We start from the raw sequence: 24703 nt of genomic DNA on the forward strand, positions 1-24703 counted from the left end.
CTGGTCGAGCGCATCGGCGAGCAGACCTCCCGCCTCCGGCACACCTGCGTCGGCACGGGTGCCACCCGTGAGCACCACGGCCCGGTCGCCGACCACGACGCCGCCCTGAAGGCCGTGGCCGAGGAGCTGGCCAGGGACGGGCTCGGCCTGGACTCCCCCGAGCTGGCCGCGATCGGGCACCGGGTGGTGCACGGCGGCCTGTTCTTCACCGAGCCCACCGTCGTCGACGACGACGTACTCACCGAGATCGAGCGGCTGATCCCGGTGGCGCCCCTGCACAACCCGGCCAACCTCACCGGCATCCGCACGGCCATGGCGCTGCGCCCGGACCTGCCGCAGGTCGCCGTCTTCGACACGGCGTTCCACACGACCATGCCGGAGTCCGCGGCCCGCTACGCGATCGAGACGAAGGTCGCGGACCGGTTCCGGGTGCGCCGCTACGGCTTCCACGGCACCTCGCACGCCTACGTCTCCCGGGCCGCGGCCGAGCTGCTGGGCAGGGCACCGGAGGACGTCAACGTGATCGTGCTGCACCTGGGCAACGGGGCGTCCGCCTCGGCGGTGCGGGGCGGACGGTGCGTGGACACCTCCATGGGGCTCACCCCGCTGGAGGGGCTGGTGATGGGAACGCGTTCGGGTGACCTGGACCCGGCCGTCATCTTCCATTTGCGGCGCGTTGCCGGAATGTCCATGGACGAGATCGACACTCTTCTCAACAAGAGGAGCGGACTGTTCGGTCTGTGCGGCGACAACGACATGCGGGAGATACGGCGCCGGATGGACGAGGGCGACGACCAGGCGCGGCTCGCGTTCGAGATCTACGTCCACCGGCTGAAGAAGTACATCGGCGCCTATTACGCGGTACTCGGCACGGTGGACGCGGTCGTCTTCACCGCCGGGGTCGGCGAGAACGCCGCCTTCGTGCGCGAGGCCGCCGTCGCGGGCCTGGAGGGGCTGGGCCTGGCGGTGGACGGCGAGCGCAACGCCGTACGGAGCGGCGAGGCGCGGCTGATCTCGCCCGAGGGCGCGCGGGTGGCCGTGGCCGTGGTGCCCACGGACGAGGAAATGGAGATCGCGACACAGACGTACGCACTGGTGGGGAACAACGACTGACGACGACTGGCGACAGCTGCTTTTCAATGCGCGCCTGAGCGCGGCTCCGCACATTTGTATCTTCCGCCGGCCGGAATATTCCGCAGCGAAACAAACCGATAGGATCGCCCCATGCGCCGTTCGAAAATCGTCTGTACTCTCGGCCCCGCAGTCGACTCCCACGAGATGCTCGTCGCCCTGATCGAGGCGGGCATGAACGTGGCCCGCTTCAACTTCAGCCACGGCACGCACGCCGAGCACCAGGGACGGTACGACCGCGTCCGCGCCGCCGCCAAGGAGACCGGCCGGGCCATCGCGGTCCTCGCCGACCTGCAGGGACCGAAGATCCGCCTGGAGACCTTCGCCGAGGGCCCGGTCGAGCTCGAGCGGGGTGACGAGTTCACGATCACCACCGAGGACGTCCCGGGCGACAAGCACGTCTGCGGTACGACGTACAAGGGGCTGCCGGGCGACGTCTCGCGCGGCGACCAGGTCCTGATCAACGACGGCAACGTCGAGCTGAAGGTCCTGGACGTCGAGGGCCCGCGGGTGAGGACGATCGTCATCGAGGGCGGTGTCGTCTCCGACCACAAGGGCATCAACCTGCCCGGCGCGGCGGTGAACGTGCCCGCGCTGTCCGAGAAGGACATCGAGGACCTGCGCTTCGCGCTGCGCATGGGCTGCGACATGGTCGCCCTGTCCTTCGTCCGGGACGCCAAGGACGTCGCCGACGTGCACCGGGTCATGGACGAGGAGGGCCGCCGCGTCCCCGTCATCGCCAAGGTGGAGAAGCCGCAGGCGGTGGAGAACATGCAGGACGTCGTGATGGCGTTCGACGGCGTGATGGTCGCCCGCGGCGACCTGGCCGTCGAGTACCCGCTCGAGAAGGTCCCCATGGTGCAGAAGCGCCTGATCGAGCTGTGCCGGCGCAACGCCAAGCCGGTGATCGTGGCGACCCAGATGATGGAGTCGATGATCACCAACTCCCGCCCGACCCGCGCCGAGGCCTCCGACGTGGCCAACGCGATCCTGGACGGCGCCGACGCGGTGATGCTGTCGGCCGAGTCGAGCGTGGGCGCGTATCCGATCGAGACCGTCAAGACGATGTCGAAGATCGTCAAGGCGGCCGAGGAGGAGCTGCTCTCCAAGGGCCTGCAGCCGCTGGTGCCCGGCAAGAAGCCGCGCACGCAGGGCGGTTCGGTGGCCCGCGCCGCCTGCGAGATCGCCGACTTCCTGGGCGGCAAGGGCCTGGTGGCCTTCACCCAGTCCGGCGACACGGCCCGCCGGCTGTCCCGCTACCGCGCGGTCCAGCCGATCCTGGCGTTCACCACCGACGAGTCCACCCGCAACCAGCTGGCGCTCAGCTGGGGCGTGGAGCCGCACGTGGTGCCGTTCGTCAACAGCACCGACGAAATGGTCGAGCTGGTCGACCAGGAGATGGTCAAGCTCAGCCGCTTCGCCCCCGGCGACACGGTCGTCATCACCGCCGGCTCGCCCCCCGGCGTCCCCGGCACCACCAACATGGTCCGCGTCCACCACCTGGGCGGCGGCGGCCGCGACTGACCGCGCACCCGGTCGTCCTCCGCGACGCTGAGGGCGTCCCCTGCGAACCGGGGGCGCCCTCGGCGTTCTCACCGCTCCCGGCTACGGCAGGTCACCGGCGATCCGCTCCCACGCCTCGAACTCACCCCACCGCGGATGCTCCGCGAGGAGGTGGGCCAAGGGCCGCACAGGAGCAAGCAGGCGCCGGATCATGCGCAGCGCGAGGACGTGCGGGCGGTCCAGCTCACGCCAGTGCCCGGAAAGCACGGCGGCCGGATCCGGAGGCATCGGCATGGCGTCCAAGGCCCGTTCCAGGACGGGGCCCGGATCCAGCAGAGGCACTTCCGCCCGTCGGCCCAGCTTCTGCAACAGCCAGGATCCGAGCCACAGATCACGCAGCAGCCACTCGTTGTGCTGCGGACCGGTGGCCCGCTCCGCGGCTGCCAGCAGAGCCGACCATCCCGACGCCACCGCCTGCCACTGCCGGCCGCTCAGCCGTTCCGGGGCCTGCTGGAGGCGGGCGGCGAACTGCTGAGCGGCGGCCGTCCACTGACTCACCGACCCGTCGGCGCACACCACTTCCGGCGCCGACCAGCGACGCGCGTGCGCGTCGAGGTCCAGCCGGTCCAGGTCGTCGAACAGGCCGTTCATCCGAAGTGCGCCCCAGCCGTCTCGAACATCCCCTTGCCGAGCCGCTCCGCTCCACCTCCGGGCGCCCGGACCGGGTCGCCCTCCGCATGAGTTCCGAGGGGCCGGACGGTGCTGTGGCCCGACACTCGCTCGGGTGAGTACCGGGCCACGACTGCTGTGCTGCGAGAGCAGGTCCGAAGAAGCTGTCAACCAGTCGTGTACACGTGCATGCCGGGTATGTGGAGGTTGCCGCCGAACTGGGCTGCCTGGACCACGTGGACCTTGGTGAAGTAGATCAACGGGATGTTCAGCGGGGGCGGGTTGTCCGGGCTGAACGTGACCGGGATCAGGCCGAACAGGTTGCCGGAGATGCTCTCGGTGTACATCACCGTGTCGCCGCCCCGGATCTTGGACGTCGAGCGCCCGGCCGCCTGCACGTGGTAGGTCTTGCCGGACCGCTTGTCCTTCACCGTCTGGTGCAGGTCGCCGATGTCCGTGCCGTTGGAGACGACGTACTTCAGCGCCTTCTTCACGGTGCCGTTGGCGGTCCTGACCTCGACGATGCCCTGGTAGTCGGCGCCCTTCAGCGTCAGCGAGCTGGCGTCCAGGTACCAGGGGTCGTCGGCCAGCGGCACCTTGTTGTCCACACCGCCCACCGCATCGGTGGCGACCGGGCAGTTCTCCAGGTCCGCGGCGGCGCTCGCGGACGGGTCCGGCGAGGTGGTGGTCCCGTCGGCCGCGTCCTCCGCCGGCTTCCCGGCGTCCTCGGCCGCCTCGGACGCCGTGCCGGTCGTGTCCTTCACGGTGTCCTTGCCCGTGTCGGTGACCTTCTCGGTGGTGTCCTCGACGGTGTCGGACGTCCCCTTGTCCGCGGGGGCCGTGGCGTCCTTCGTCCCGTCCGCCGGCGGTGCGGCGGAGGCGGACGGCGTGGCCTCGGAGGCGGAGGACGCCCCGGAGCCCGGCGTGCCTCCGGTGAGGATGCCCCCGAGCGTGTCGCTGACGGTCCCCAGCAGACCGCCGCTCCCGCCCGCGGACTCCGACGGGGCAGGCGGGGCGGCGTCACCGGCGCCCGAGCCGCCCGGCTTGTCCTCCGAGGCGGTGGCGGACGGCTCGGGCCCGGCCTTGTCGCCGGAACCCGAACCCGACGGAGTGGACGTGTCCGTGGAGCTCTTGTCCCCGGTGTCCCCGGTGTCCGCGGAGGATGTCGCCGAAGGGGCCGGCTCCGTGTTGCCGTCCTTGCCGTCCTTGCCGTCCTCGGCGGAGTCACCGGCGCTCGCGGAGGCGGACGGCGTCGGCGGGGCCGAGGGTTCGTCCTTGGACTCGTCCTTGCCCTCGGAGCCGTCCAGTGCCGCGACGCAGTCCTTGTACTCGTCGATCGTCAGGCTCTTGGCGGACGGCGTCGAGGAGTTGTTGTCGGCGACGGCGAGCGTCGACGTGAACCCCATCCCCATGAGGACCGCCGTCGGCATGGCCGCCATGGCGATGGCCTTGCCGGCCGGCATGTGGAACCTGGTGAACAGCGGCTTCCTGGGTGCCGCGTGGCGGGGCCCGGTTCTCGCACGGGACTCGTCAACCTCAGCCCCGTGGGCCACCTCGTCAGTCGGCACTGTGCCTCCCGTTCGCCCCGTTGGCAGGGCTCGTTCCTGACAGGTCGTTCGACTCGTTCGGCTCGCTCGTCCCGTCCACCGCCGTCTCGGGTGCGGCCTGCGGAGCACCGCCCTGGACCGGGCCGGTCCCCTCGGCGCCCTCCGGCGCGGGCGGCACGCCCTCCGCCCACGCCACGGCCATCGCGCCGCCGATGAGCGCGGGCAGGAAGCCCAGGCCGAAGCCGCCGAAGTTGGACATGGGGATGGACACCAGCGCCAGCAGGATCGCCGCGATACCCGCGAAGACCCGGATGTGCTTCTGGAACCAGAGGCTGATGCCCAGGACGACGAGCAGCACGCCGATGATGAGGGAGCCGGCTCCCGCGGGGGTGCCCATCGTCAGGGTCAGGTGACCGAGCTTGAGATGGGCGTACGGGAAGTACATGATCGGAAAGCCGCTGAGCAGGACGAGCAGCCCGGCCCAGAACGGACGGGTGCCCCGCCATGCGCGGAACTGCAGCCTCCGGCGGACGAACTGACCGGGTGCGGCAGGAGTCTCGGCGCTCATGGAAAACAGCTCCCTGGTGCGGCGTTGCTGTGGTGAGGGTGGTGCTTCGTGGTGTGGGGTGTGGGGGGTGTGTGAAGGAGCGGGCGGAGGGTGGAACGGGCGGGGGCGCCGTCGGCTCCCCCGCCCGTCACCGAGTGCCTAGTAGCACTCCTTGGTGCCCGTCGCCAGCGACATCTTCAGACCGCTGAGCTTGAAGGTTCCGGCGGTGGTCGCCCACGCCGTCTGCTTCACATTGGTCAGAACGGCCGAGTCGGCCTGCTGGGCGAACCCGAAGGGGTTGGCCTGCTCGTTGCCGCCCTTCATGCCCGGACCCTTGCTGGCATCCTTGGCCGCAACACCGATGTCGATGTTGTTGAACGTGGCGTCGGCCTGCAGGTCGGCGACATCGATGTAGAGGTTGTCGGCCTCGACCGGCTTGGAACCGCCCGCCTTCAGGATCAGGCTCACGTTGCCGAAGGGCGTGGGGGTGACGACCGACTGGCACATGTTGTTGATCGTGGCCTTCTTGAAGGCCGAGACCGCGACCGGGTGAGCCTCGTCCTTGCCCTCGAGGCTCTTCCCCGAGTCGATCGCGCCGTACTGGGCGAACCCCTTGCCTTCCAACCTGTCGGCCGTCACCTTGAACGACTGGCCCGACACGCTGAACGACGCGGCGAGGGCACCCTGTGCCAGGGCCACGCCTATCGCCGCCGTGGCGGCCACGCTGGGCACCATGACCACAGCGAACCGCTTCCATCTGGTCCCGCCACGCACTTGGGACTCCATGTTTCCTCCTTCTCGGACGTACATCTCCTGTCCCCGGCTCACCGCCGGTCGGCGGCTCGGCCGGGCAGGGATGGGAGAAGTGCTACGCCCTCGGGAAGGAGAACGCCCGCGCCCGGTGGCGCGAACCGCGCCCGAATCACCGGCGATCACTCCCGAGCGACAACCACTGGTCGCGCCTGACACGCATCACGCACAACCTTGCTGGACAGGCTTCGCCGTGAAACGAAGACCCCCCTGCCCAAGGGACGGCGCACTGCCGCCGGCCCTGCTCGGTGGGGACCCGGACATCCCGCGTCCCGACCGGCTGCCGGGCTTACGGGAACGGACCGAGCGTCGCCGATCGTGGTGCATTCTCGCCGCCCGCACAAGGGGGTTCGTTACTCGCTGGTAACGGCCGAATGACCGGGGCGCGACTCAACGGCCCCGGACGGCGACACTCGGTGGCAACTCGGGGCAGAACAAAACGGTTGACCACTGGACAGAACCGTGCGGAACCACATCTCCGACTTACTCCCAGTAACAGCGGCCGCGATTACCAAGTTTTGGTAAAGCGCGGCCGCACCGGGAGCTCGTCGGCCAATCTTTCACGTGGGCATCACACGCCCTGGCGTTTAACGACTGGTCACCACAAGGGCCTTGGCCCGGGCCGGAGCCCGGCCGGGGCTCAGAACAGCGCCCGCGCCAACGCCCGGCGCGCCGCCGTCACCCGCGGGTCCTCGGCCCCGACGACCTCGAAGAGCTCCAGCAGCCTCAGTCGCGCCGCGTCCCGGTCCTCACCGGCGGTGCTCCGCACGGCCTCGATGAGCCGGCCGAACGCGTCCTCGACGTGCCCGCCCACCAGGTCCAGGTCGGCGGCGGCGATCTGCGCCTGCACGTCGGCCGGCTTCTCGGCCGCCTCCTTGCGCACCCGCTGCGGGTCCGCACCCTGCACCCGCTGGAGCAACTCGGCCTGGGCGAGGCCCAGTTTGGCCTCCGGGTGGGCCGGGTCGTCGGCCAGTACGTTCTTGTACGCCTGGACGGCGCCGCCCAGGTCACCGGCGTCCAGGGCCTGCGCGGCCGCGTTCAGCAGCGCGTCGTACGGACCGGCCGGGGCCTGCGGGGTCTGCGAGGCCGCCCGGCCGCCCGGCTCGGCGTCCGGGTCGACGGTCAGGCCGGTCAGGCCGAAGCGCTGCTCGGCGACCTGCACCAGCTGGTCCAGCGTCTGCCGGATCTGCGCCTCGCCCGCTGCCCCCTGGAACAGGGGCAGGGCCTGGCCCGCGACCACCGCGAAGACCGCGGGGATCCCCTGGATCCCGAACTGCTGCATCAGCAACTGGTTGGCGTCGACGTCGACCTTGGCGAGGAGGAGGCGTCCGTCGTACTCGACGGCCAGCCGCTCCAGGACCGGGCCCAGCTGCTTGCAGGGCTGGCACCACTCGGCCCAGAAGTCGATGACGACGGGCACCTCGGCCGAGCGCTGCAGGACGTCGCGCTCGAACGTGGCCTCACTGACGTCGATGACGAGATCGGCCGGGGAGACCGCCCCCGCGCCGCCCTCCCTGGCCGCTTGCGCGCGCGCCTGCTCCGCCTTCGCCTTCGCCTCCTGGGCCGCCTTCACCGCGGCGAGGTCGACGACTCCGCTCATGGACATGTTCCGTGGCTGCATGCGTCCATCCTCCCCCGTTCCGCGCCCCTGAGTGAAAACGGCCGTGAAAGCCGGACTGTGCCGGGCGCCCGGTCCCCACCGGACGCCGTGTGGTCGTCGCTCGCGCGTGGACCTCCATCCCTCCGCCCACGCTTTCGATACGACCCGTAGCGTAATGGCATCGAGCGCCTCCGCGGAAGCGCACCCCGGTGATCTCCCTCACGACCGCACAGGATCGGCCGGTTATGGTCATGCCATGCAGAGCCGCACCCGGTCCACCCGCGCCGGCCGCCCGCGCAGCGCCACCGCGGACGCGGCGATCCTGGCCGCCACCCGGGCGGCCCTGGTCGAGCTGGGCTGGTCCAGGCTCACCCTGGGGGACGTGGCCACCCGGGCGGGGGTCGCCAAGACGACGCTGTACCGCCGCTGGGCGGGCAAGAACGAACTCGTCGTCGACGCCGTCGCCGAGCTCTTCGACGAACTCCGCCTCCCCGACCACGGCAGTCTCACCGCCGACATCGAGGGCGTGGTCCTGCAGTTCGCGGCGATCCTGGACCGCCCGGAGGCCAGGAGCGGCCTGATGGCGGTGGTCGCCGAGTCCACCCGCGACGAGGCGCTGCGGGAACGCATCCGCATCTCCATCGTCGACCGCCAGAAACGCCTGGTCCTGGAGGGCCGCGCCCGCGCCCAGTCCCGCGGCGAACTCCCCCCGGAACCGGCCCCGGAGGAAGCCGCCCGCACAGCCGACCTGATCTTCGACATGGTCGCGGGTGCGGTGGTCCACCGCACCCTGATCAGCGCGGAACCGGCGGACGAGCAGTGGGTACGGGGCTTCACCCGGATCCTTTTGACGGGGCTGGCGGCACACAGCCCGTCCGGGGGTCCCTCCCTGCTCGAAGAGCTCGGCGGAATCTGAGGACGAGGCCGTTCAGGCCGATGGGGGTCCAGGGGGCGAAGGGGCGGAGCCCCTGGGGACGGGACGGGCAGGGGCGGCGGGGGCGAAACCCACGCCGACCCCGACTCCGGCGCCTCAGAACCCCGCGGGCTCCGTGTACACCCCCCACTCCTCCCGCAGCACGTCGCAGATCTCGCCCAGCGTCGCCTCGGCCCGGACGGCGTCCAGCATGGGTTCGATCATGTTGCCGCCATTGCGCGCCGCCGCCAGCATGGCGTCCAGCGCCGAGCGCACGGCAGCGGCGTCCCGCCCGGCCTTCCGCTCGGCGAGCACCCGGACCTGCTCCCGCTCCACCTCGTGGCTCACCCGCAGGATCTCCAGGTCCCCGGTCACCGACCCCGTGTGGACGTTCACCCCGACGACCTTCTTGTCGCCCTTCTCCAGCGCCCGCTGGTACCGGAAGGCCGACTCCGCGATCTCCCCGGTGAACCACCCGTCCTCGATCCCCCGCAGGATCCCGGACGTGATCGGCCCGATCGGGTGCTGCCCGTCGGGGTGGGCCCGCAGCCCCCGCTCCCTGATCTGCTCGAAGATCTTCTCCGCGTCCGCCTCGATCCGGTCCGTCAGCTGCTCGACGTACCACGAACCGCCCAGCGGATCGGCGACGTTGGCGACGCCGGTCTCCTCCATCAGCACCTGCTGCGTGCGCAGCGCGATCTCCGCGGCCTGCTCGCTGGGCAGCGCGAGGGTCTCGTCGAGGGCGTTGGTGTGCAGCGAGTTGGTGCCGCCGAGCACCGCCGCGAGCGCCTCCACCGCCGTACGGACGACGTTGTTGTACGGCTGCTGGGCGGTCAGCGAGACCCCCGCGGTCTGCGTGTGGAAGCGCAGCCACTGGGCCTTCTCGGACTTCGCGCCGTAGACGTCCCGCATCCACCGCGCCCAGATCCTGCGCGCCGCGCGGAATTTGGCGATCTCCTCGAAGAAGTCGACGTGCGCGTCGAAGAAGAAGGACAGGCCGGGCGCGAAGACGTCGACGTCCAGACCGCGGCTCAGGCCCAGTTCGACGTAGCCGAAGCCGTCCGCCAGCGTGTACGCCAGCTCCTGCGCGGCCGTCGCCCCCGCCTCGCGGATGTGGTAGCCGGAGACCGACAGCGGCTTGTAGGCGGGGATGCCGGAGGCGCAGTGCTCCATCAGGTCGCCGATGAGGCGCAGGTGCGGCTCGGGCTCGAAGAGCCACTCCTTCTGGGCGATGTACTCCTTGAAGATGTCCGTCTGGAGCGTGCCGTTGAGGACGGAGGCGTCCACACCCTGACGCTCGGCGGCGACCAGGTACATGCAGAAGACGGGGACGGCCGGCCCGCTGATCGTCATGGAGGTGGTGACGTCGCCGAGCGGGATGTCCTTGAACAGGACCTCCATGTCGGCGGCCGAGTCGATCGCCACCCCGCAGTGGCCGACCTCGCCCAGCGAGCGCGGGTCGTCGGAGTCGCGGCCCATGAGCGTCGGCATGTCGAAGGCGACCGAGAGCCCGCCTCCGCCGTTGCCGAGGATCATCTTGTAGCGCTCGTTGGTCTGCTCGGCGTTGCCGAACCCGGCGAACTGCCGGATCGTCCAGGTGCGTCCCCGGTAGCCGGTCGGGTACAGCCCGCGGGTGAAGGGGTACTCCCCGGGCCAGCCGATCCGCTCGAAGCCCTCGTACCCGTCCCCGGGGCGGGGTCCGTACACCGGCTCCACGGGGTCGCCGGAGAGCGTGGTGAAGTCCGCGTCGCGCTTGCGTGCGGCGTCGTACCGGGCCTGCCAGCGGCGGCGGCCCTCCTCGATGGCGTCAGCGTCCATGCCTTCGAATTTACTAGGACGTCCTAGTAAATGTCGATGGGAGACCGCCGTACGGTGTTCGTACGGCGGTCCGGTTACGCCTCGGCGACCGCGGGGGCCTCGTCCTGCGCGAGCTTGGACTCCAGCTCGTGGGTGATCCTGCGCTCCACGAAGAAGGCGGCCGTGGGGATCGTTCCGGCCAGCAGGACCCACAGCTGCTTGGCCACCGGCCACTTCGCCTTGGAGCCCAGGTCGAAGGCGAAGACGAGGTAGAGGACGTACAGCCAGCCGTGTGCGATGCCCACCAGGCGCGTGAAGTCCGCCGCACCGTCGAGGGCGAGCAGATACTTGCCGATCATGCCCAGAACCAGCAGGACCAGCAGCACGCCGGTGACGTAGGCCATGACGCGGTAGCGGGTCAGCACGCTTCGTTTCATGAAGACGAGCGTAACCACCCGTTCCGGGAGATCCCGCCCCGGGTCGCCCCTCGTGTCATTCCTCCTCGAAGTCGTGCGCGGCGATCCGCAGCGGCCGCAGCATCGCGAAGATCTCCGCGCACTCCTCGGCGTCGTAGGCCCCGAGTCCGAAGTCCATCGCCATCAGGTCGCGGGTGGCCGACTCGACCACCTCGCGGCCCTTGCCGGTGATGACCGCGAGCGTGCCGCGCCCGTCGTTGGGGTTGGGGCGCTTGGCCACCAGACCCGACCTGACCAGGCGGTCCACCGTGTTCGTCACGGACGTGGGGTGCACCATGAGCCGCTCGCCGATCTTGGACATCGGCAGCTCGCCGGCCTTGGAGAAGGTGAGCAGCACCAGGGCCTCGTAGCGCGCGAACGTCAGCCCGTACGGCTTGACCACCGCGTCGACCTCGGCCAGCAGGATCTGATGGGCCCGCATGATCGAGGTGATCGCGGCCATGGAGGGCACGTTTCCCCAACGCTGCTTCCAGAGCTCGTCGGCGCGGGCGATGGGGTCGAAGGGGAGACTGAGGGGCTTCGGCACGTCACCAGACCCTACCCGTCGGTCATATCGTGGTCAGCCCTGTCTCGCCTTTCGGTCCGGCGGGCGGTCACGGCGAGCCGGACGCAGCAGGCCGGCCCGCGACCGTGGCCGTCACCCCGGCGGACTCCGCCGCGACCCCGGCCAGCGCCATGCCCACCCCCTGGATCGTCATGAGCCCCGCGGTGAGCAGGGTCATCGCCCGGCCGCGCAGCTCCTCGGGCACGGCCCGCACGAACCACTGGCCCAGACCCGGCGTGTACGCCGACCCGGCGCCCGAGAGCAGCAGCAGGAGCGAGACGGGGAGGTTCGAGCGCAGGGCGTAGCCGAGGTACGGCAGCGGCGTGAGGCAGACCAGCGGGAGGGCGATCCGCTCCCGTGCGGCGGGCCGCAGCCGGGAGCCCGCGTACAGTTCGCCCGCGATCGCGCCGACGGGCAGCCCGCACATCAGCGGGCCGAGGCCGGTGGAGCCGGCGCCGAGCGCGTCGGCGCAGGGGGCCGCCAGGGCCTCGGGCACGACCATGGACATCGGCGGCACCCGGAACAGCAGGAGCAGCGCGCGGACACGGCGGTCGGCGCGAAGGCCGGGAGGGCTGTGGGCGGAGCGGGGGGCCGAGGCCGGGGAGGCTCTGCTGCGGCTGCGGCTGCGGCTGCGGGGGCGGGCGGCGGTGCCGGGCACGCTGCGGACGCACCCCACGGCCCCTTCCGCCGTCGGGCGGCTGCGGGCAGTCGTGCCTTCCCCAAGCTCTTCGGACAGGGGACCCCAGGACGGCGCGGGTGAGCGCACCCACCTCCACAGCGCGGCCCCGGGTGTCTAGTCCCCCTGTTGCGCCAGGTACCTCTCGACCGTCTCCACCTTGGCCGTGAGGCCGTCCGTCACGCCGGGGCGGATGTCCGCCTTGAGGACCAGGGAGACGCGCGGCGCACGCGCCTCCACCGCGGCCACGGCGCGTTTCACGACCTCCATGACCTCGTCCCACTCGCCCTCGACGGAGGTGAACATCGCGTCGGTGCGGTGGGGGAGGCCGGACTCGCGGACGATCCGGACCGCGTCGGCGACGTACTCCCCCACGTCCTCGCCGACGCCCAGCGGCGTCACGGAGAAGGCGACGATCACGCGTTCACGACTCCTTCGCGGCGGGCACGGGAGGCGATCACCGCGTCCTCGGCCTCCCGCTTGAGCCTGCGCTCGGCGAAGAAGCCACCGGTCGGCAGGACCGAGAGGACGAAGTAGAGGGCGGCGGTCCCGAGCGACCACTTCGCCCGGCTCCACGCGTCGGCCCAGAAGACCACGTACAGGATGAACAGGATGCCGTGGATCGCGCCCATCACGGGAACCGCGTTGAAGTCCGTGGTCCGCTTCAGGACCGAGCAGACCAGGAGCAGGAGGAAGGAGACCGCCTCGGGGCCGGAGACCAGGCGGAGGCGGCGGAGGGCGGTGGCGGTCTTGAGTTCCACGGATCACCTTCGGTGGGAGACTGGCTGGCATTGCTTGTGAATGTGAGCACAAGCGTTCGTCCATTGTGGCAAACCGCCGGGCGGGTGCCGGGAGGGGGTGGGTGTGGCGGGCCCGTAAGGGTGCGATCAGGGTCGTTCTCCTCCCGTAAACCCTGTCCGCCTCCTCCGTCCCCCGCTACCTTCGCTTCGTGGCGATGTTCCGACTGCAAGGCAGCAGAGTGCTCGCCGTCGACATGACCGGGGACGCCGTGAAGGCGAAGAACGGCTCGATGGTCGCGTACGACGGGCAGATGTCCTTCAAGAGGCTGACCGGTGGCGGCGAGGGTCTGCGCGGCATGGTGACCCGGCGGCTCACCGGTGAGCAGATGACCGTGATGGAGGTGCGGGGGCAGGGGACCTGCTGGTTCGCCGACCGGGCGTCGGAGATCAATCTCGTGCGGCTGTCCGGGGAGAAGTTGTACGTCGAGTCGAGCAATCTGCTCGTGACCGAGGCCGGGCTGCGGACGGGGACCACGTTCACCGGGCTGCGGGGTGCCTCGCAGGGCAACGGGCTGTTCACGACCACGGTCGAGGGGCACGGACAGGTGGCGGTCATGTCGGACGGGCCGGCGGTGGTGCTCCGGGTGAGCCCGCAGTACCCGTTGGTCGTCGATCCGGGGGCGTACATCGCGCACCAGGGGAACGTGCGGCAGTCCTTCCAGTCCGGTGTGACCTTCCGCACTTTTCTGGGGGAAGGCGGCGGGGAGGCCTTCCAGATCCGGTTCGAGGGGGACGGGCTGGTGTACGTCCAGCCGAGCGAGCGGAACACGATCGCGGGGGATCTGTGAGATGACGTTCCGTGAGATCAACTCCAGGATGGTCGAGGCGACGGTCGTGCCGGGGCAGCGGCTGTTCAGTCAGCGCGGGGCGATGCTCGCCTACCGGGGGGATGTGGCGTTCACGCCCAATATCCAGGGCGGTCAGGGCGGTCTGATGTCGATGATCGGGCGGCGGGTGGCGGGCGAGGCCACCCCGCTGATGACCGTGGAGGGCAGCGGCACGGTCTTCTTCGGGCACGGCGGCCATCATGTGCACGTGATCGGCCTGACGGGTGACACGCTGTACGTGGAGGCGGACCGACTGCTCGCCTTCGAGGGCACGCTCGAACAGGGGACGATGTTCATGGGCTCGCAGGGCGGGGTCATGGGCATGGTGCGGGGCCAGGTGACGGGCCAGGGGCTGTTCACGACCACGCTGAGGGGTCATGGGTCGGTGGCCGTGATGGCGCACGGCGGTGTCTTCGAGCTGCCGATCACCCCGCAGCGTCCGGTGCATGTCGACCCGCAGGCCTACGTCGCCCACCACGGCGACGTCCGCAACAAGCTGTCCACCGCACTGGGCTGGCGCGAGATGGTGGGGCGCGGCTCCGGGGAGGGCTTCCAGCTGGAGCTGAGCGGCAGCGGCACGGTCTACGTCCAGGCGTCGGAGGAGAAGCTGTGAGCGCGTACGGAACGCCCGGTGCCGGGCCCGTGGTCCACGACCCGACGACCCTGCCGGCCGACGACAACGTGAACCCGTACACCTTCTGCGTGGACCTCAAGGGAAGCCAGTGGTTCCTGCAGAAGGGGAAGATGATCGCCTACTACGGGGCGATCGAGTTCAACGGCATCGGGCACGGCCGGCTGGACCGTCTGGTCCGCACCGTCTTTCATTCGCCTCTGCACGCGAGCGACTGGGTGGTGGCCGAGGGTTCGGGGCGGATGCTGCTCGCCGACCGGGCCTTTGATGTCAACTCCTTCGACCTGGACGACGGCAATCTGACCATTCGCTCCGGCAATCTGCTCGCTTTTCAGCCAACTCTCGCACTCAAACAGTCGATCGTGCCGGGCTTTCTGACACTCCTCGGAACCGGAAAGTTCGTGGCCGCCTCCAACGGGCCGGTGGTGTTCATGGAACCCCCGATCCGGGTGGACCCGCAGGCGCTCGTCGGGTGGGCCGACTGCCCGTCCCCGTGCCACCACTACGACCACGGGTACCTGACCGGCGTATGGGGCGGTCTACGTGCGATGACGGGCCTCGGGCCGGTCTCCGGGGAGGAGCATCAGTTCGAGTTCGTGGGGGCCGGCACGGTCCTGCTGCAGTCGAGCGAGGCCCTCATGGCCGAGCAGGCCGCGGGGGTGCTCCCGGACGAGCCCGGGGTACCCGGAGCCGGGAGGGTGTCCGGAACCGGCGGACAGCAGACAGGCGCACCGAGCCTTCCCGGACAGCTGGGAGGGCTCCAGCGCCGCTTCGGGCTGTGAGCGGTAATCTGCGGAGTGTGACATCGAACGCGTGCGCACCCGTCACACCATCCTCATTAGTTCGCCTTTCAACCTCTTAGGTAGACTTCATTCATGGAGACCGAGACGGCCACGCGCTGGCTGACCGATGCTGAGCAGTGCGCCTGGCGTACCCACCTGGAGGTCAACAAGCTGTTGACGTACCAGCTCGAAAAGGACCTGCAGCCGTTCGGCCTGACAATGAACGACTACGAGATCCTGGTGAATCTCTCCGAGTCGGAGGACGTGCGGATGCGGATGAGCGACCTCGCCTCCGCCACCCTCCAGTCCAAGAGCCGCCTCTCGCACCAGATCACGCGCATGGAGAACGCGGACCTGGTGCGCCGTGAGAACTGTGAGTCCGACCGCCGGGGGCTGTACGCGGTCCTCACCGAGCACGGCATGGAGATCATGCAGAAGGTCGCGCCGCATCATGTGGCGTCCGTCCGGAGGCATTTCATCGATCTGCTGGACCCCGAGACGCTGATGGAGCTGGACAAGGCCCTGAAGCCGGTCGCCCAGCACCTGCGGGACCAGCGAGGGCGCCTGTAGCGCTGCCCGGCCTGCGCGGGTGAGTGCGCCCACCCCCCAGCGCCCAGGGCAACAGGCGGGGCCCCGAGGAGCCCCGCCTGTTGTTCCCGCCCGCAGCCGCCTAGGCGTTCGTCAGGCCCGCCACCAGCTCGTCCGCCGCGCCGTACGGGTCCAGCTCCCCCGCCACGATCCTCTCCGCGAGAGCGGCCAGGCGGCGGTCGCCGTGGAGGTCGCCGATGCGTTCGCGCAGGGCGGTGACCGCGATCGTCTCCACCTCGCGGGCGGCACGGGCCCGGCGCCGCTCCGTCAGGACGCCGCGCTCCTCCATCCAGGCGCGGTGCTTCTCCAGGGCCTCCACGACCTCGTCGACGCCCTCGGAGCGGGCCGCCACCGTCTTGACGATGGGCGGGCGCCAGTCGCCCGGGCCGCGGGCCTCGCCGAGGCCCAGCATGTGGTTCAGCTCGCGGGCGGTGGCGTCCGCGCCGTCGCGGTCGGCCTTGTTGACGACGAAGACGTCGCCGATCTCCAGGATGCCGGCCTTGGCCGCCTGGATGCCGTCGCCCATGCCCGGGGCCAGCAGCACGACCGAGGTGTCCGCCTGGGAGGCGATCTCCACCTCCGACTGGCCCACGCCGACCGTCTCGACCAGGACCACGTCGCAGCCCGCCGCGTCCAGCACGCGGATCGCCTGCGGGGCGGCCCAGGCGAGGCCGCCCAGGTGGCCGCGGGTGGCCATGGAGCGGATGTAGACGCCCGGGTCGGAGGCGTGCTCCGCCATGCGGACGCGGTCGCCGAGCAGGGCGCCGCCGGAGAAGGGCGAGGACGGGTCGACGGCCAGGACGCCGACCCGCCTGCCCTGCTTGCGGTACGCCGTCACCAGCGCCGAGGTGGACGTCGACTTGCCCACGCCCGGGGAGCCGGTGAGGCCGACGACGTAGGCGTTGCCGGTCAGGGGCGCGAGCGTGCGCATGACCTCCCGCAACTGCGGGGACGCCCCCTCCACCAAGGAGATCAGCCGGGCCACGGCCCTCGGCCGGCCTTCCCTGGCCTGGGCCACCAGAGAGGAGACGTCCTGCATCACAGCTCCGTTCACGTGGTCCTCGTACGCCGTGCGCGTACGAGGGGGTCGTACGAGAGGGATCGGTCGGAAGGGGCTTGCGCCCTCGGTGTCCGTTACGCCTTCGGTACCCGGACGATCAGCGCGTCACCCTGGCCGCCGCCGCCGCACAGCGCGGCCGCGCCGACGCCGCCGCCGCGCCGCTTCAGCTCCAGGGCCAGGTGCAGGACGAGACGGGCGCCGGACATGCCGATCGGGTGACCCAGGGCGATGGCGCCGCCGTTCACGTTCACCTTTTCCGTGGACACGCCGAGGTCCTTCATTGACTGCACGGCAACCGCGGCGAACGCCTCGTTGATCTCGACGAGGTCGAGGTCGGAGACCTCCAGGCCCTCCTTCTTCAGGGCGTGCAGGATCGCGTTGGACGGCTGGGACTGCAGGGAGTTGTCCGGACCCGCCACGTTGCCGTGGGCGCCGATCTCGGCGATCCAGTCCAGGCCCAGTTCCTGCGCCTTGGCCTTGCTCATCACGACCACGGCCGCGGCGCCGTCGGAGATCTGCGAGGAGGAGCCGGCCGTGATCGTGCCGTCCTTGGCGAAGGCCGGGCGCAGCCTGCCCAGCGACTCCGCGGTGGTGTCGCCGCGGATGCCCTCGTCCTTGCTGAACAGGACCGGGTCGCCCTTGCGCTGCGGGATCTCCACCGGGGTGATCTCGGCCTCGAAGACGCCGTTCTTCTGCGCGGCGGCGGCGCGCTGGTGGGACAGGGCGGCGATCTCGTCCTGCTCGGCGCGGCCGATGCCCAGGCGGGTGTTGTGCTTCTCCGTCGACTCGCCCATGGCGATGTTCTCGAAGGAGTCGGTCAGGCCGTCGTGGGCCATGGCGTCCAGCATCTGCACGGCGCCGTACTTGTAGCCCTCGCGGGACTTGGGCAGCAGGTGGGGGGCGTTGGTCATGGACTCCTGGCCGCCGGCGACGACCACGTCGAATTCACCCGCGCGGATCAGCTGGTCGGCCAGTGCGATGGCGTCCAGGCCGGACAGGCACACCTTGTTGACGGTGAGCGCCGGGACGCTCATCGGGATGCCGGCCTTGACCGCGGCCTGGCGTGCCGGGATCTGCCCCGCCCCGGCCTGCAGCACCTGGCCCATGATGACGTACTGCACCTGGTCGCCCGTGATCCCCGCACGGTCGAGGGCGGCCTTGATCGCGAAGCCGCCGAGGTCGGCTCCCGAGAAGGACTTGAGCGAGCCGAGCAGTCGCCCCATGGGCGTACGGGCGCCCGCGACGATCACCGAGCTGTTCGTTCCGGGTGTTCCTGCGGTTCCAGAAGACATGAGATGCGATCCCCTTCCGGCTGGACAGCCGAGGAGTGAACGAGGGTTTACTTCGAATGTACTGAGGGGTCGTCCACCCCGTCATCCGGCGGTGGGTGTGATCGCGCGCACGTTGCGTAACCACCCGATGCGCGCTGCACTGAATCCATGCTGACGCGAATCGACCACATCGGGATCGCCTGCCACGACCTCGACGCGACCGTCGAGTTCTACCGGGCCACCTACGGCTTCGAGGTGTTCCACACCGAGGTCAACGAGGAGCAGGGCGTGCGCGAGGCCATGCTCAAGATCAACGAGACGTCCGACGGCGGGGCGTCCTACCTGCAGCTTCTCGAGCCCACCCGAGAGGACTCCACCGTCGCCAAGTGGCTCGCGAAGAACGGCGAGGGCGTGCACCACATCGCCTTCGGCACGGCGGACGTGGACGCGGAGGCCGCGGACGTCCGCGCCAAGGGCGTACGCGTTCTGTACGACGAGCCGCGACGCGGTTCCATGGGGTCACGGATCACCTTCCTGCACCCCAAGGACTGTCACGGTGTGCTGACAGAACTGGTCACCTCCCGAACCCCTTGAGGGTCTGCCCCGAAAGGCGAGAAAGCGCCCTCACGGCCGGGTGAACCCGCCGGCGTGCGTGCGAGGGCCGAGCACGCGCGTCCCCTTGCCCTGACGGGCAACCGGGCAGGTTCCGTCCCGGCCGGCACCGAGAGCGCCGGACTCGCCCGCCCGTCGGGCGAACGGGCTGCTTGAGCCGGGAATCCCCTTGCCGCAACTGGGGGAGGGTTCAATTCGGCGCCTGTTGAGCCGACTGGGCACTGACCCACGTATAAAAGGGCCGGTAGGGTTGGGGGCGGTCGTGTCCGAGGCGGATGCGGCCGCTTTCCGGGGTCCGTGTTTCGGGGGACGAGCGGCGGGGCAACAGCCCGTGCTCCGCCGTTGATCTGACACCATTCCCCGGGGGCCCCGTTCGGCGGATGGACGGAGCTCGTTTGGACAGGCTTGCGACCAGGGGACGGATGGGACCGCGCAGTGCGGGGCTACGAACGCCAGGAGCGAGAGCCGGCGGCTGACGTCGACCACCTCTCTCGGTTCGAGGCCGAGATGGATCGGCTGAAGACCGAGCGGGAAAAGGCGATCCAGCATGCCGAGGACCTCGGCTACCAGGTCGAGGTGCTGCGCGCCAAGCTGCACGAGGCGCGCCGCACCCTCATGTCCCGGCCCGCCTACGACGGCGCCGACCTCGGCTACCAGGCCGAGCAGTTGCTGCGCAACGCGCAGATGCAGGCCGACCAGATCCGCGCGGACGCCGAGCGCGAGCTGAGCCAGGCGCGGGCGCAGACCCAGCGCATCCTCCAGGAGCACGCCGAGCAGGCCGCGCGTCTGCAGGCGGAACTGCACCAGGAGGCGGTGACCCGCCGTCAGCAGCTCGACCAGGAGCTCGCCGAGCGCCGGCAGACCGTCGAGTCGCACGTCAACGAGAACGTGGCGTGGGCGGAGCAGTTGCGCGCCCGCACCGAGCAGCAGGCCCGCCGGCTGCTGGACGAGTCCCGCGCGGAGGCCGAGCAGGCGATGGCCGCCGCCCGCGCGGAGGCCGAGCGGCTGACCGCCGAGGCCCGGCAGCGGCTGCAGGGCGAGGCCGAGGCGGCCCGCGCGGAGGCCGAGCAGCTCCTGCGCCGCGCCCGCACCGACGCCGAGCGGCTGCTGAACGCCGCCTCCACCCAGGCCCAGGAGGCCACCGACCACGCCGAGCAGCTGCGCAGCTCCACGGCGAGCGAGTCGGACGCCGCCCGCCGCCGGGCCACCGAGCTGAGCCGGGCCGCCGAGCAGCGCATGGCCGAGGCCGAGGAGGCGCTGCGCAAGGCGCAGACCGAGGCGGAGAAGCTGGTCGCCGAGGCCGAGGAGTCCGCGTCGAAGGCGCTGGCCAGCGCCGAGTCGGCCAACGAGCAGCGCACGCGCACGGCCAAGGAGCAGGTCGCCCGGCTGGTCAAGGAGGCCACCAAGGAGGCCGAGAGCACCAAGTCCGAGGCCGAGCAGCTGGTCGCGGACGCCCGTGCCGAGGCGGAGAAGATCGTCGCGGAGGCCGCCGAGAAGGCCCGTACGATCACCGCCGAGGAGAGCGCGACCCAGCTGTCCAAGGCGGCGAAGACCGCCGAGGACGTGCTGAACAGGGCGTCGGAGGACGCCCGGCGGACCACCGGGGCCGCGGCCGAGGAGGCCGAGCGGATCCGCAAGGAGGCCGAGGCCGAGGCGGACCGGCTGCGCGCCGAGGCGCAGGGCATCGCCGAGCAGCTCAAGGGCGCCGCCAAGGACGACACCAAGGAGTACCGCGCCAAGACGGTCGAGCTGCAGGAGGAGGCCCGCCGGCTGCGCGGCGAGGCCGAGCAGCTGCGGGCCGACGCGGTCGCCGAGGGCGAGCGGATCCGCGCCGAGGCCCGGCGCGAGGCCGTGGCGCAGATCGAGGAGGCGGCCAAGTCCGCCGAGGAGCTGCTGGCCAAGGCCAAGGCGGACGCCGACGAGCTGCGCTCCACCGCGCAGAGCGACAGCGAGAAGGTCCGCACCGAGGCCATCGAGCGGGCCACCACGCTGCGCCGGCAGGCCGAGGAGACCCTGGAGCGCACCCGCAAGGAGGCCGAGCGGCACCGCGAGGAGGCCGCCGAGCAGGCCGAGTCGGTCCGGGCGGACGCCGAGCGGGCCGCGCGCGAGCTGCGCGAGGAGACCGAGCAGGCGCTGGCGGCCCGGCAGGCGGAGGCCGAGCAGGAGCTGACCCGGCTGCACACCGAGGCCGAGGAGCGTCTCGCCGCCGCCGAGCAGGCGCTGGCCGACGCCCGCGAGGAGGCGTCCCGCATCCGCCGTGAGGCCTCGGAGGAGGCCGAGCGGCTGCGCGGCGAGGCCGCCGAGCGGATCCGGACACTGCAGCAGCAGGCGGAGACGGAGGCCGAGCGGCTGCGCACCGAGGCCGCCGCCGACGCGTCCGCCTCCCGCGCGGAGGGCGAGGCCGTCGCCGTACGGCTGCGGTCGGAGGCCGCGGCGGAGGCCGAGCGGCTCAAGGCGGAGGCCCAGGACACCGCGGACCGGGTCCGTGCGGAGGCGCGGGCCGCGGCCGAGCGGCTGGGCACGGAGGCGTCCGAGACGCTGGCCGCCGCCCAGGAGGAGGCGGCCCGGCGCCGCCGCGAGGCCGAGGAGCTGCTCGGTGCCGCGCGCGACGAGGCCGACCAGGAGCGCGAGCGGGCCCGCGAGCAGAGCGAGGAGCTGCTGGCCTCCGCGCGCAAGCGCGTGGAGGAGGCGCAGACCGAGGCCACCCGTCTGGTGGAGGAGGCCGACCGGCGCGCCACCGAGATGGTGTCCGCCGCCGAACTCCACGCCCAGCAGGTGCGGGACTCCGTGGCCGGGCTGCACGAGCAGGCGCAGGAGGAGATCGCCGGGCTGCGCTCGGCCGCCGAGCACGCGGCGGACCGCACCCGCCGGGAGGCCGGGGAGGAGGCGGACCGGGTCCGCGCCGACGCCTACGCCGAGCGGGAGCGGGCCGGCGAGGACGCGGGCCGGCTGCGGCGCGAGGCGCAGGAGGAGACCGAGGCCGCCAACGCGCTGGCCGAGCGCACGGTGTCCGAGGCGATCGCGGAGGCGGACCGGATCCGCGCCGATGTCTCCGAGCACGCCCAGCGGGTGCGCACGGAGGCCTCCGACGCCATCGCGCAGGCCGAGCAGGACGCCTCGCGCACCCGCGCGGAGGCCCGCGAGGACGCCAACCGCATCCGCTCGGACGCGGCGGCCCAGGCGGACACGCTCATCTCCGAGGCCCGGTCGGAGGCGGAGCGGCTCCAGTCGGAGACGGTCGTGGAGGCGGACCGTCTCCGGGTGGAGTCCGTCGCCAAGGCGGAGAAGCTGATCTCGGACGCCACCGGGGACGCGGAGCGGCTGCGCGCCGAGGCCGCCGAGACGGTCGGTTCCGCGCAGGCGCACGCCGAGCGGATCCGCAAGGAGTCCGAGCGGGTCGGGGCCGAGGCGGCGGAGAAGGCCGAGCGGCTGGTGTCCGTGGCCCGCGAGGAGGCCGAGCGGACCCTGGACGAGGCCCGCAAGGACGCCAACAAGCGGCGTTCGGAGGCCGCCGAGCAGGTCGACACGCTCATCACGGAGACCACGGCCGAGGCCGACAAGCTGCTCACCGAGGCGCAGGCGAGCGCGGTCAAGACGAAGGCGGAGGCGGAGTCCCAGGCCGACACGATGGTGGGCGCGGCCCGCAAGGAGGCCGACCGGATCCTGTCCGAGGCACGGGTCGAGGGCAACACGACGGTGGAGAAGGCCCGTACGGACGCGGACGAGCTGCTCGTCGGCGCCCGCCGGGACGCCACGCAGATCCGGCAGCGCGCGGAGGAGTTGCGCGAGCGTCTGACGAGCGAGATCGAGCAGCTGCACGAGCGGGCCCGCCGCGAGGCCGCCGAGACGATGAAGTCGGCGGGCGACCGCTGCGACGCGCTCGTCAAGGCGGCCGAGGAGCAGCTGGCCAAGGCGCAGGCCAAGGCCAAGGAGATCGTCTCGGAGGCCAACTCCGAGGCGGGCAAGGTGCGTATCGCCGCGGTGAAGAAGGCCGAGGGGCTGCTGAAGGAGGCCGAGCAGAAGAAGGCGACGCTCGTGAAGGAGGCCGAGGAGCTGAAGGCCGAGGCGATCCGCGAGGCGCGGCGCACGGTCGAGGAGGGCAAGCGCGAGCTGGAGGTCCTGGTGCGCCGGCGCGAGGACATCAACGCCGAGATCTCCCGGGTCCAGGACGTGCTGGAGGCACTGGAGTCGTTCGAGGCTCCGTCGTCCGGGAAGGACGGCGGGGTCAAGGCGGGCGCGACGGTGGGGGCACCCCGGTCGGGTGGCAAGTCGTCAGACGGCTAGTCTGTAGGGGCGGATTCCGGCCGTCTGGAGGGCTTTGCCCGAGTCTTTGGCAAGCCCTCCCGTGGTCAGCCACTCAAAAGAGGTGTCATTCTCCAGATCAAACACGTATCCGCTCGATGACACACCGCTTCGGCCCCTAGGATTCCACCTATCACCTCACCGGTCTCTTTCGACAGGAACCCCATGAGCGACACTTCCCCCTACGGCTTCGAGCTTGTGCGGCGTGGGTACGACCGCGCTCAGGTGGACGAACGTATCTCCAAGCTCGTCTCCGACCGTGACAGTGCCCTCTCCCGCATCACCGCCCTGGAGAAGCGCATCGAGGAGCTCCATCTCGAGACGCAGAACGCCCAGGCCCAGGTCAACGACGCCGAGCCGTCCTACGCGGGTCTCGGTGCGCGGGTCGAGAAGATCCTCCGCCTCGCCGAGGAGGAGGCCAAGGAGCTGCGTGAGGAGGCCCGGCGCGCGGCCGAGCAGCACCGTGAACTGGCCGAGTCCGCGGCCCAGCAGGTCCGCAACGACGCCGAGTCCTTCGCCGTGGACCGCAAGGCCAAGGCCGAGGACGAGGGCGTCCGGATTGTCGAGAAGGCCCAGGGCGAGGCCGCCCAGCTGCGCGCCGACGCGCAGAAGGACGCGCAGTCCAAGCGGGAGGAGGCGGACGCCCTCTTCGAGGAGACCCGCGCCAAGGCCGCGCAGGCCGCCGCCGACTTCGAGACGAACCTCGCCAAGCGGCGCGAGCAGTCCGAGCGCGACCTGGCGTCCCGTCAGGCCAAGGCGGAGAAGCGGCTGGCGGAGATCGAGCACCGCGCCGAGCAGCTGCGCCTGGAGGCCGAGAAGCTGCGCACCGACGCCGAGCGCCGCGCCCGCCAGACGGTGGAGACGGCCCAGCGCCAGGCCGAGGACATCGTGGCCGACGCCAACGCCAAGGCGGACCGCATCCGTTCGGAGTCCGAGCGCGAGCTCGCGGCGCTGACCAACCGCCGCGACTCCATCAACGCCCAGCTGACGAACGTGCGCGAGATGCTGGCGACCCTCACCGGTGCCGCGGTGGCCGCCGCGGGCACGCCGGCCGAGGACGAGCCGATCTCCCGTGGCGTCCCTGCCCAGCAGTCCCGGTAACAGCTGCATTACCTTTGCATTGCCTTGCCCGACATGGGCTGATATGTCGTGAAGCTCTCCGCCTCTCGCAGTGGCGGAGAGCTTCACGACTGTTCTAGCGTGGGCCGCATGATCGAGCTTGAGGGGCTGACCAAGCGTTACGGGGAGAAGCTGGCGGTCGACAACCTCACCTTCTCCGTCCGGCCGGGCACCGTCACCGGCTTCCTGGGACCCAACGGCGCCGGGAAGTCGACGACCATGCGGATGATCCTCGGCCTGGACCGCCCCACCGCCGGGAACGTGCGCGTCGACGGCCGGCGTTACCAGGAACTCAAGGACCCGCTGACGTACATAGGCGCCCTGCTGGACGCCAAGGCCGTGCACGGCGGGCGCAGCGCCTACAACCACCTGCTGTGCCTGGCCCAGAGCAACAGCATCCCGGCCAGCCGGGTGGACGAGGTCCTGGACACCGTCGGGCTGACCCCGGTCGCGCGGAAGAAGGCGAAGGGCTTCTCGCTCGGCATGAGCCAGCGGCTC

Annotated in this window: 23 protein-coding genes and 1 pseudogene; 11 read left to right on the forward strand and 13 right to left on the reverse strand. The window is 71.1% G+C overall.

The features are described 5' to 3' along the window. Both RH94_RS18975 and pyk read left to right on the forward strand, forming a co-directional pair. Positions 1-1113: pseudogene (locus RH94_RS18975) on the forward strand (acetate kinase); the annotation flags it as partial. Between the two features lie 111 nt (positions 1114-1224). After that, on the forward strand, positions 1225-2655 hold the full coding sequence (gene pyk / locus RH94_RS18980) for a pyruvate kinase (protein ID WP_073948736.1): 1431 nt from the start codon (positions 1225-1227) through the stop codon (positions 2653-2655). Between the two features lie 81 nt (positions 2656-2736). Here pyk and RH94_RS18985 read toward each other — a convergent pair whose 3' ends face one another. From RH94_RS18985 to RH94_RS19010, 5 genes are all read right to left on the reverse strand, one after another. Further along, positions 2737-3285, reverse strand: a complete 549-nt coding sequence (locus RH94_RS18985) for a hypothetical protein (protein ID WP_073948737.1) — start codon at positions 3283-3285, stop codon at positions 2737-2739. Positions 3286-3470: 185 nt separating this feature from the next. Beyond that, positions 3471-4871: a hypothetical protein gene (locus RH94_RS18990; protein ID WP_073948738.1), complete on the reverse strand. Its 1401-nt coding sequence runs from the start codon at positions 4869-4871 to the stop codon at positions 3471-3473. After that, positions 4861-5418: a DUF6114 domain-containing protein gene (locus tag RH94_RS18995; protein ID WP_073948739.1), complete on the reverse strand. Its 558-nt coding sequence runs from the start codon at positions 5416-5418 to the stop codon at positions 4861-4863. The genes RH94_RS18990 and RH94_RS18995 overlap by 11 nt, the downstream gene beginning before the upstream one ends. A gap of 138 nt (positions 5419-5556) precedes the next feature. Then, positions 5557-6183 carry a DUF6230 family protein gene (locus RH94_RS19000; protein WP_073948740.1) on the reverse strand — a complete coding sequence of 209 codons (627 nt, stop codon included), beginning with the start codon at positions 6181-6183 and terminating at the stop codon, positions 5557-5559. Between the two features lie 664 nt (positions 6184-6847). After that, the gene (locus RH94_RS19010; protein ID WP_073948741.1) at positions 6848-7828 is read right to left on the reverse strand and encodes a tetratricopeptide repeat protein; all 981 of its coding nucleotides are present in this window, start codon (positions 7826-7828) and stop codon (positions 6848-6850) included. A 235-nt stretch (positions 7829-8063) separates the two neighbouring features. Here RH94_RS19010 and RH94_RS19015 point away from each other — a divergent pair, with 235 nt between their 5' ends. Continuing rightward, positions 8064-8723, forward strand: a complete 660-nt coding sequence (locus RH94_RS19015; RefSeq protein ID WP_073948742.1) for a TetR/AcrR family transcriptional regulator — start codon at positions 8064-8066, stop codon at positions 8721-8723. A 114-nt stretch (positions 8724-8837) separates the two neighbouring features. On the opposite strand, the gene RH94_RS19020 is transcribed toward RH94_RS19015, so the two are convergent. The 6 genes from RH94_RS19020 to RH94_RS19045 form a co-directional block, all read right to left on the reverse strand. Further along, on the reverse strand, positions 8838-10538 hold the full coding sequence (locus RH94_RS19020; protein WP_073948743.1) for an acyl-CoA mutase large subunit family protein: 1701 nt from the start codon (positions 10536-10538) through the stop codon (positions 8838-8840). A 74-nt stretch (positions 10539-10612) separates the two neighbouring features. Beyond that, on the reverse strand, positions 10613-10954 hold the full coding sequence (locus RH94_RS19025) for a DUF3817 domain-containing protein (protein ID WP_073948744.1): 342 nt from the start codon (positions 10952-10954) through the stop codon (positions 10613-10615). Positions 10955-11009: 55 nt separating this feature from the next. Then, positions 11010-11519 carry a MarR family winged helix-turn-helix transcriptional regulator gene (locus RH94_RS19030; protein WP_073948745.1) on the reverse strand — a complete coding sequence of 170 codons (510 nt, stop codon included), beginning with the start codon at positions 11517-11519 and terminating at the stop codon, positions 11010-11012. 67 nt (positions 11520-11586) lie between these two features. Further along, positions 11587-12195 carry an MFS transporter gene (locus tag RH94_RS19035; protein ID WP_407697332.1) on the reverse strand — a complete coding sequence of 203 codons (609 nt, stop codon included), beginning with the start codon at positions 12193-12195 and terminating at the stop codon, positions 11587-11589. A 135-nt stretch (positions 12196-12330) separates the two neighbouring features. Further along, the gene (locus tag RH94_RS19040; protein ID WP_073948746.1) at positions 12331-12633 is read right to left on the reverse strand and encodes an MTH1187 family thiamine-binding protein; all 303 of its coding nucleotides are present in this window, start codon (positions 12631-12633) and stop codon (positions 12331-12333) included. Next, a complete protein-coding gene (locus RH94_RS19045) occupies positions 12630-12974 on the reverse strand; it encodes a DUF3817 domain-containing protein (protein ID WP_073948747.1) in 345 nt (114 codons plus the stop codon). The genes RH94_RS19040 and RH94_RS19045 overlap by 4 nt, the downstream gene beginning before the upstream one ends. Positions 12975-13168: 194 nt before the next feature. Between RH94_RS19045 and RH94_RS19050 the strand changes: the two genes are divergently transcribed. From RH94_RS19050 to RH94_RS19065, 4 genes are all read left to right on the forward strand, one after another. Then, on the forward strand, positions 13169-13801 hold the full coding sequence (locus RH94_RS19050; RefSeq protein WP_073948803.1) for an AIM24 family protein: 633 nt from the start codon (positions 13169-13171) through the stop codon (positions 13799-13801). Position 13802: 1 nt separating this feature from the next. Then, on the forward strand, positions 13803-14453 hold the full coding sequence (locus RH94_RS19055; RefSeq protein ID WP_073948748.1) for an AIM24 family protein: 651 nt from the start codon (positions 13803-13805) through the stop codon (positions 14451-14453). Beyond that, positions 14450-15253, forward strand: a complete 804-nt coding sequence (locus RH94_RS19060) for an AIM24 family protein (protein WP_073948749.1) — start codon at positions 14450-14452, stop codon at positions 15251-15253. The genes RH94_RS19055 and RH94_RS19060 overlap by 4 nt, the downstream gene beginning before the upstream one ends. 93 nt (positions 15254-15346) lie before the next feature. Continuing rightward, on the forward strand, positions 15347-15823 hold the full coding sequence (locus RH94_RS19065) for a MarR family winged helix-turn-helix transcriptional regulator (protein WP_073948750.1): 477 nt from the start codon (positions 15347-15349) through the stop codon (positions 15821-15823). Between the two features lie 100 nt (positions 15824-15923). Here RH94_RS19065 and meaB read toward each other — a convergent pair whose 3' ends face one another. Both meaB and RH94_RS19075 read right to left on the reverse strand, forming a co-directional pair. Next, positions 15924-16880 (reverse strand): methylmalonyl Co-A mutase-associated GTPase MeaB, encoded by a 957-nt coding sequence (gene meaB, locus RH94_RS19070; RefSeq protein WP_073948751.1) that lies wholly within the window; start codon positions 16878-16880, stop codon positions 15924-15926. A gap of 95 nt (positions 16881-16975) precedes the next feature. Beyond that, a complete protein-coding gene (locus RH94_RS19075) occupies positions 16976-18193 on the reverse strand; it encodes an acetyl-CoA C-acetyltransferase (RefSeq protein WP_107428760.1) in 1218 nt (405 codons plus the stop codon). A gap of 147 nt (positions 18194-18340) precedes the next feature. Here RH94_RS19075 and mce point away from each other — a divergent pair, with 147 nt between their 5' ends. From mce to RH94_RS43875, 4 genes are all read left to right on the forward strand, one after another. Then, the gene (gene mce, locus RH94_RS19080; RefSeq protein WP_073948753.1) at positions 18341-18766 is read left to right on the forward strand and encodes a methylmalonyl-CoA epimerase; all 426 of its coding nucleotides are present in this window, start codon (positions 18341-18343) and stop codon (positions 18764-18766) included. Positions 18767-19219: 453 nt separating this feature from the next. After that, positions 19220-23068 (forward strand): polarized growth protein Scy, encoded by a 3849-nt coding sequence (gene scy, locus RH94_RS19085; RefSeq protein WP_073948754.1) that lies wholly within the window; start codon positions 19220-19222, stop codon positions 23066-23068. Between the two features lie 183 nt (positions 23069-23251). Beyond that, positions 23252-24187 carry a coiled-coil domain-containing protein gene (locus tag RH94_RS19090; protein WP_073948755.1) on the forward strand — a complete coding sequence of 312 codons (936 nt, stop codon included), beginning with the start codon at positions 23252-23254 and terminating at the stop codon, positions 24185-24187. Positions 24188-24295: 108 nt separating this feature from the next. Next, positions 24296-24703 (forward strand): ATP-binding cassette domain-containing protein (locus RH94_RS43875; protein WP_234425875.1); only part of this gene is annotated, 408 nt, incomplete at its 3' end.

It is taken from the genome of Streptomyces kebangsaanensis, assembly GCF_001906585.1.
Classification (GTDB): Bacteria; Actinomycetota; Actinomycetes; order Streptomycetales; family Streptomycetaceae; genus Streptomyces; species Streptomyces kebangsaanensis.

Bases quoted from the DNA above. Each gene is read 5' to 3' on its own strand.
- pyk (WP_073948736.1), top strand. From the start codon at position 1,225: ATGCGCCGTTCGAAAATCGTCTGTACTCTCGGCCCCGCAGTCGACTCC.
- RH94_RS18985 (WP_073948737.1), bottom strand. From the start codon at position 3,285: ATGAACGGCCTGTTCGACGACCTGGACCGGCTGGACCTCGACGCGCAC.
- RH94_RS18995 (WP_073948739.1), bottom strand. From the start codon at position 5,418: ATGAGCGCCGAGACTCCTGCCGCACCCGGTCAGTTCGTCCGCCGGAGG.
- RH94_RS19000 (WP_073948740.1), bottom strand. From the start codon at position 6,183: ATGGAGTCCCAAGTGCGTGGCGGGACCAGATGGAAGCGGTTCGCTGTG.
- RH94_RS19010 (WP_073948741.1), bottom strand. From the start codon at position 7,828: ATGCAGCCACGGAACATGTCCATGAGCGGAGTCGTCGACCTCGCCGCG.
- RH94_RS19015 (WP_073948742.1), top strand. From the start codon at position 8,064: ATGCAGAGCCGCACCCGGTCCACCCGCGCCGGCCGCCCGCGCAGCGCC.
- RH94_RS19020 (WP_073948743.1), bottom strand. From the start codon at position 10,538: ATGGACGCTGACGCCATCGAGGAGGGCCGCCGCCGCTGGCAGGCCCGG.
- RH94_RS19025 (WP_073948744.1), bottom strand. From the start codon at position 10,954: ATGAAACGAAGCGTGCTGACCCGCTACCGCGTCATGGCCTACGTCACC.
- RH94_RS19050 (WP_073948803.1), top strand. From the start codon at position 13,169: ATGTTCCGACTGCAAGGCAGCAGAGTGCTCGCCGTCGACATGACCGGG.
- RH94_RS19055 (WP_073948748.1), top strand. From the start codon at position 13,803: ATGACGTTCCGTGAGATCAACTCCAGGATGGTCGAGGCGACGGTCGTG.
- RH94_RS19065 (WP_073948750.1), top strand. From the start codon at position 15,347: ATGGAGACCGAGACGGCCACGCGCTGGCTGACCGATGCTGAGCAGTGC.
- meaB (WP_073948751.1), bottom strand. From the start codon at position 16,880: ATGCAGGACGTCTCCTCTCTGGTGGCCCAGGCCAGGGAAGGCCGGCCG.
- RH94_RS19075 (WP_107428760.1), bottom strand. From the start codon at position 18,193: ATGTCTTCTGGAACCGCAGGAACACCCGGAACGAACAGCTCGGTGATC.
- mce (WP_073948753.1), top strand. From the start codon at position 18,341: ATGCTGACGCGAATCGACCACATCGGGATCGCCTGCCACGACCTCGAC.
- RH94_RS19090 (WP_073948755.1), top strand. From the start codon at position 23,252: ATGAGCGACACTTCCCCCTACGGCTTCGAGCTTGTGCGGCGTGGGTAC.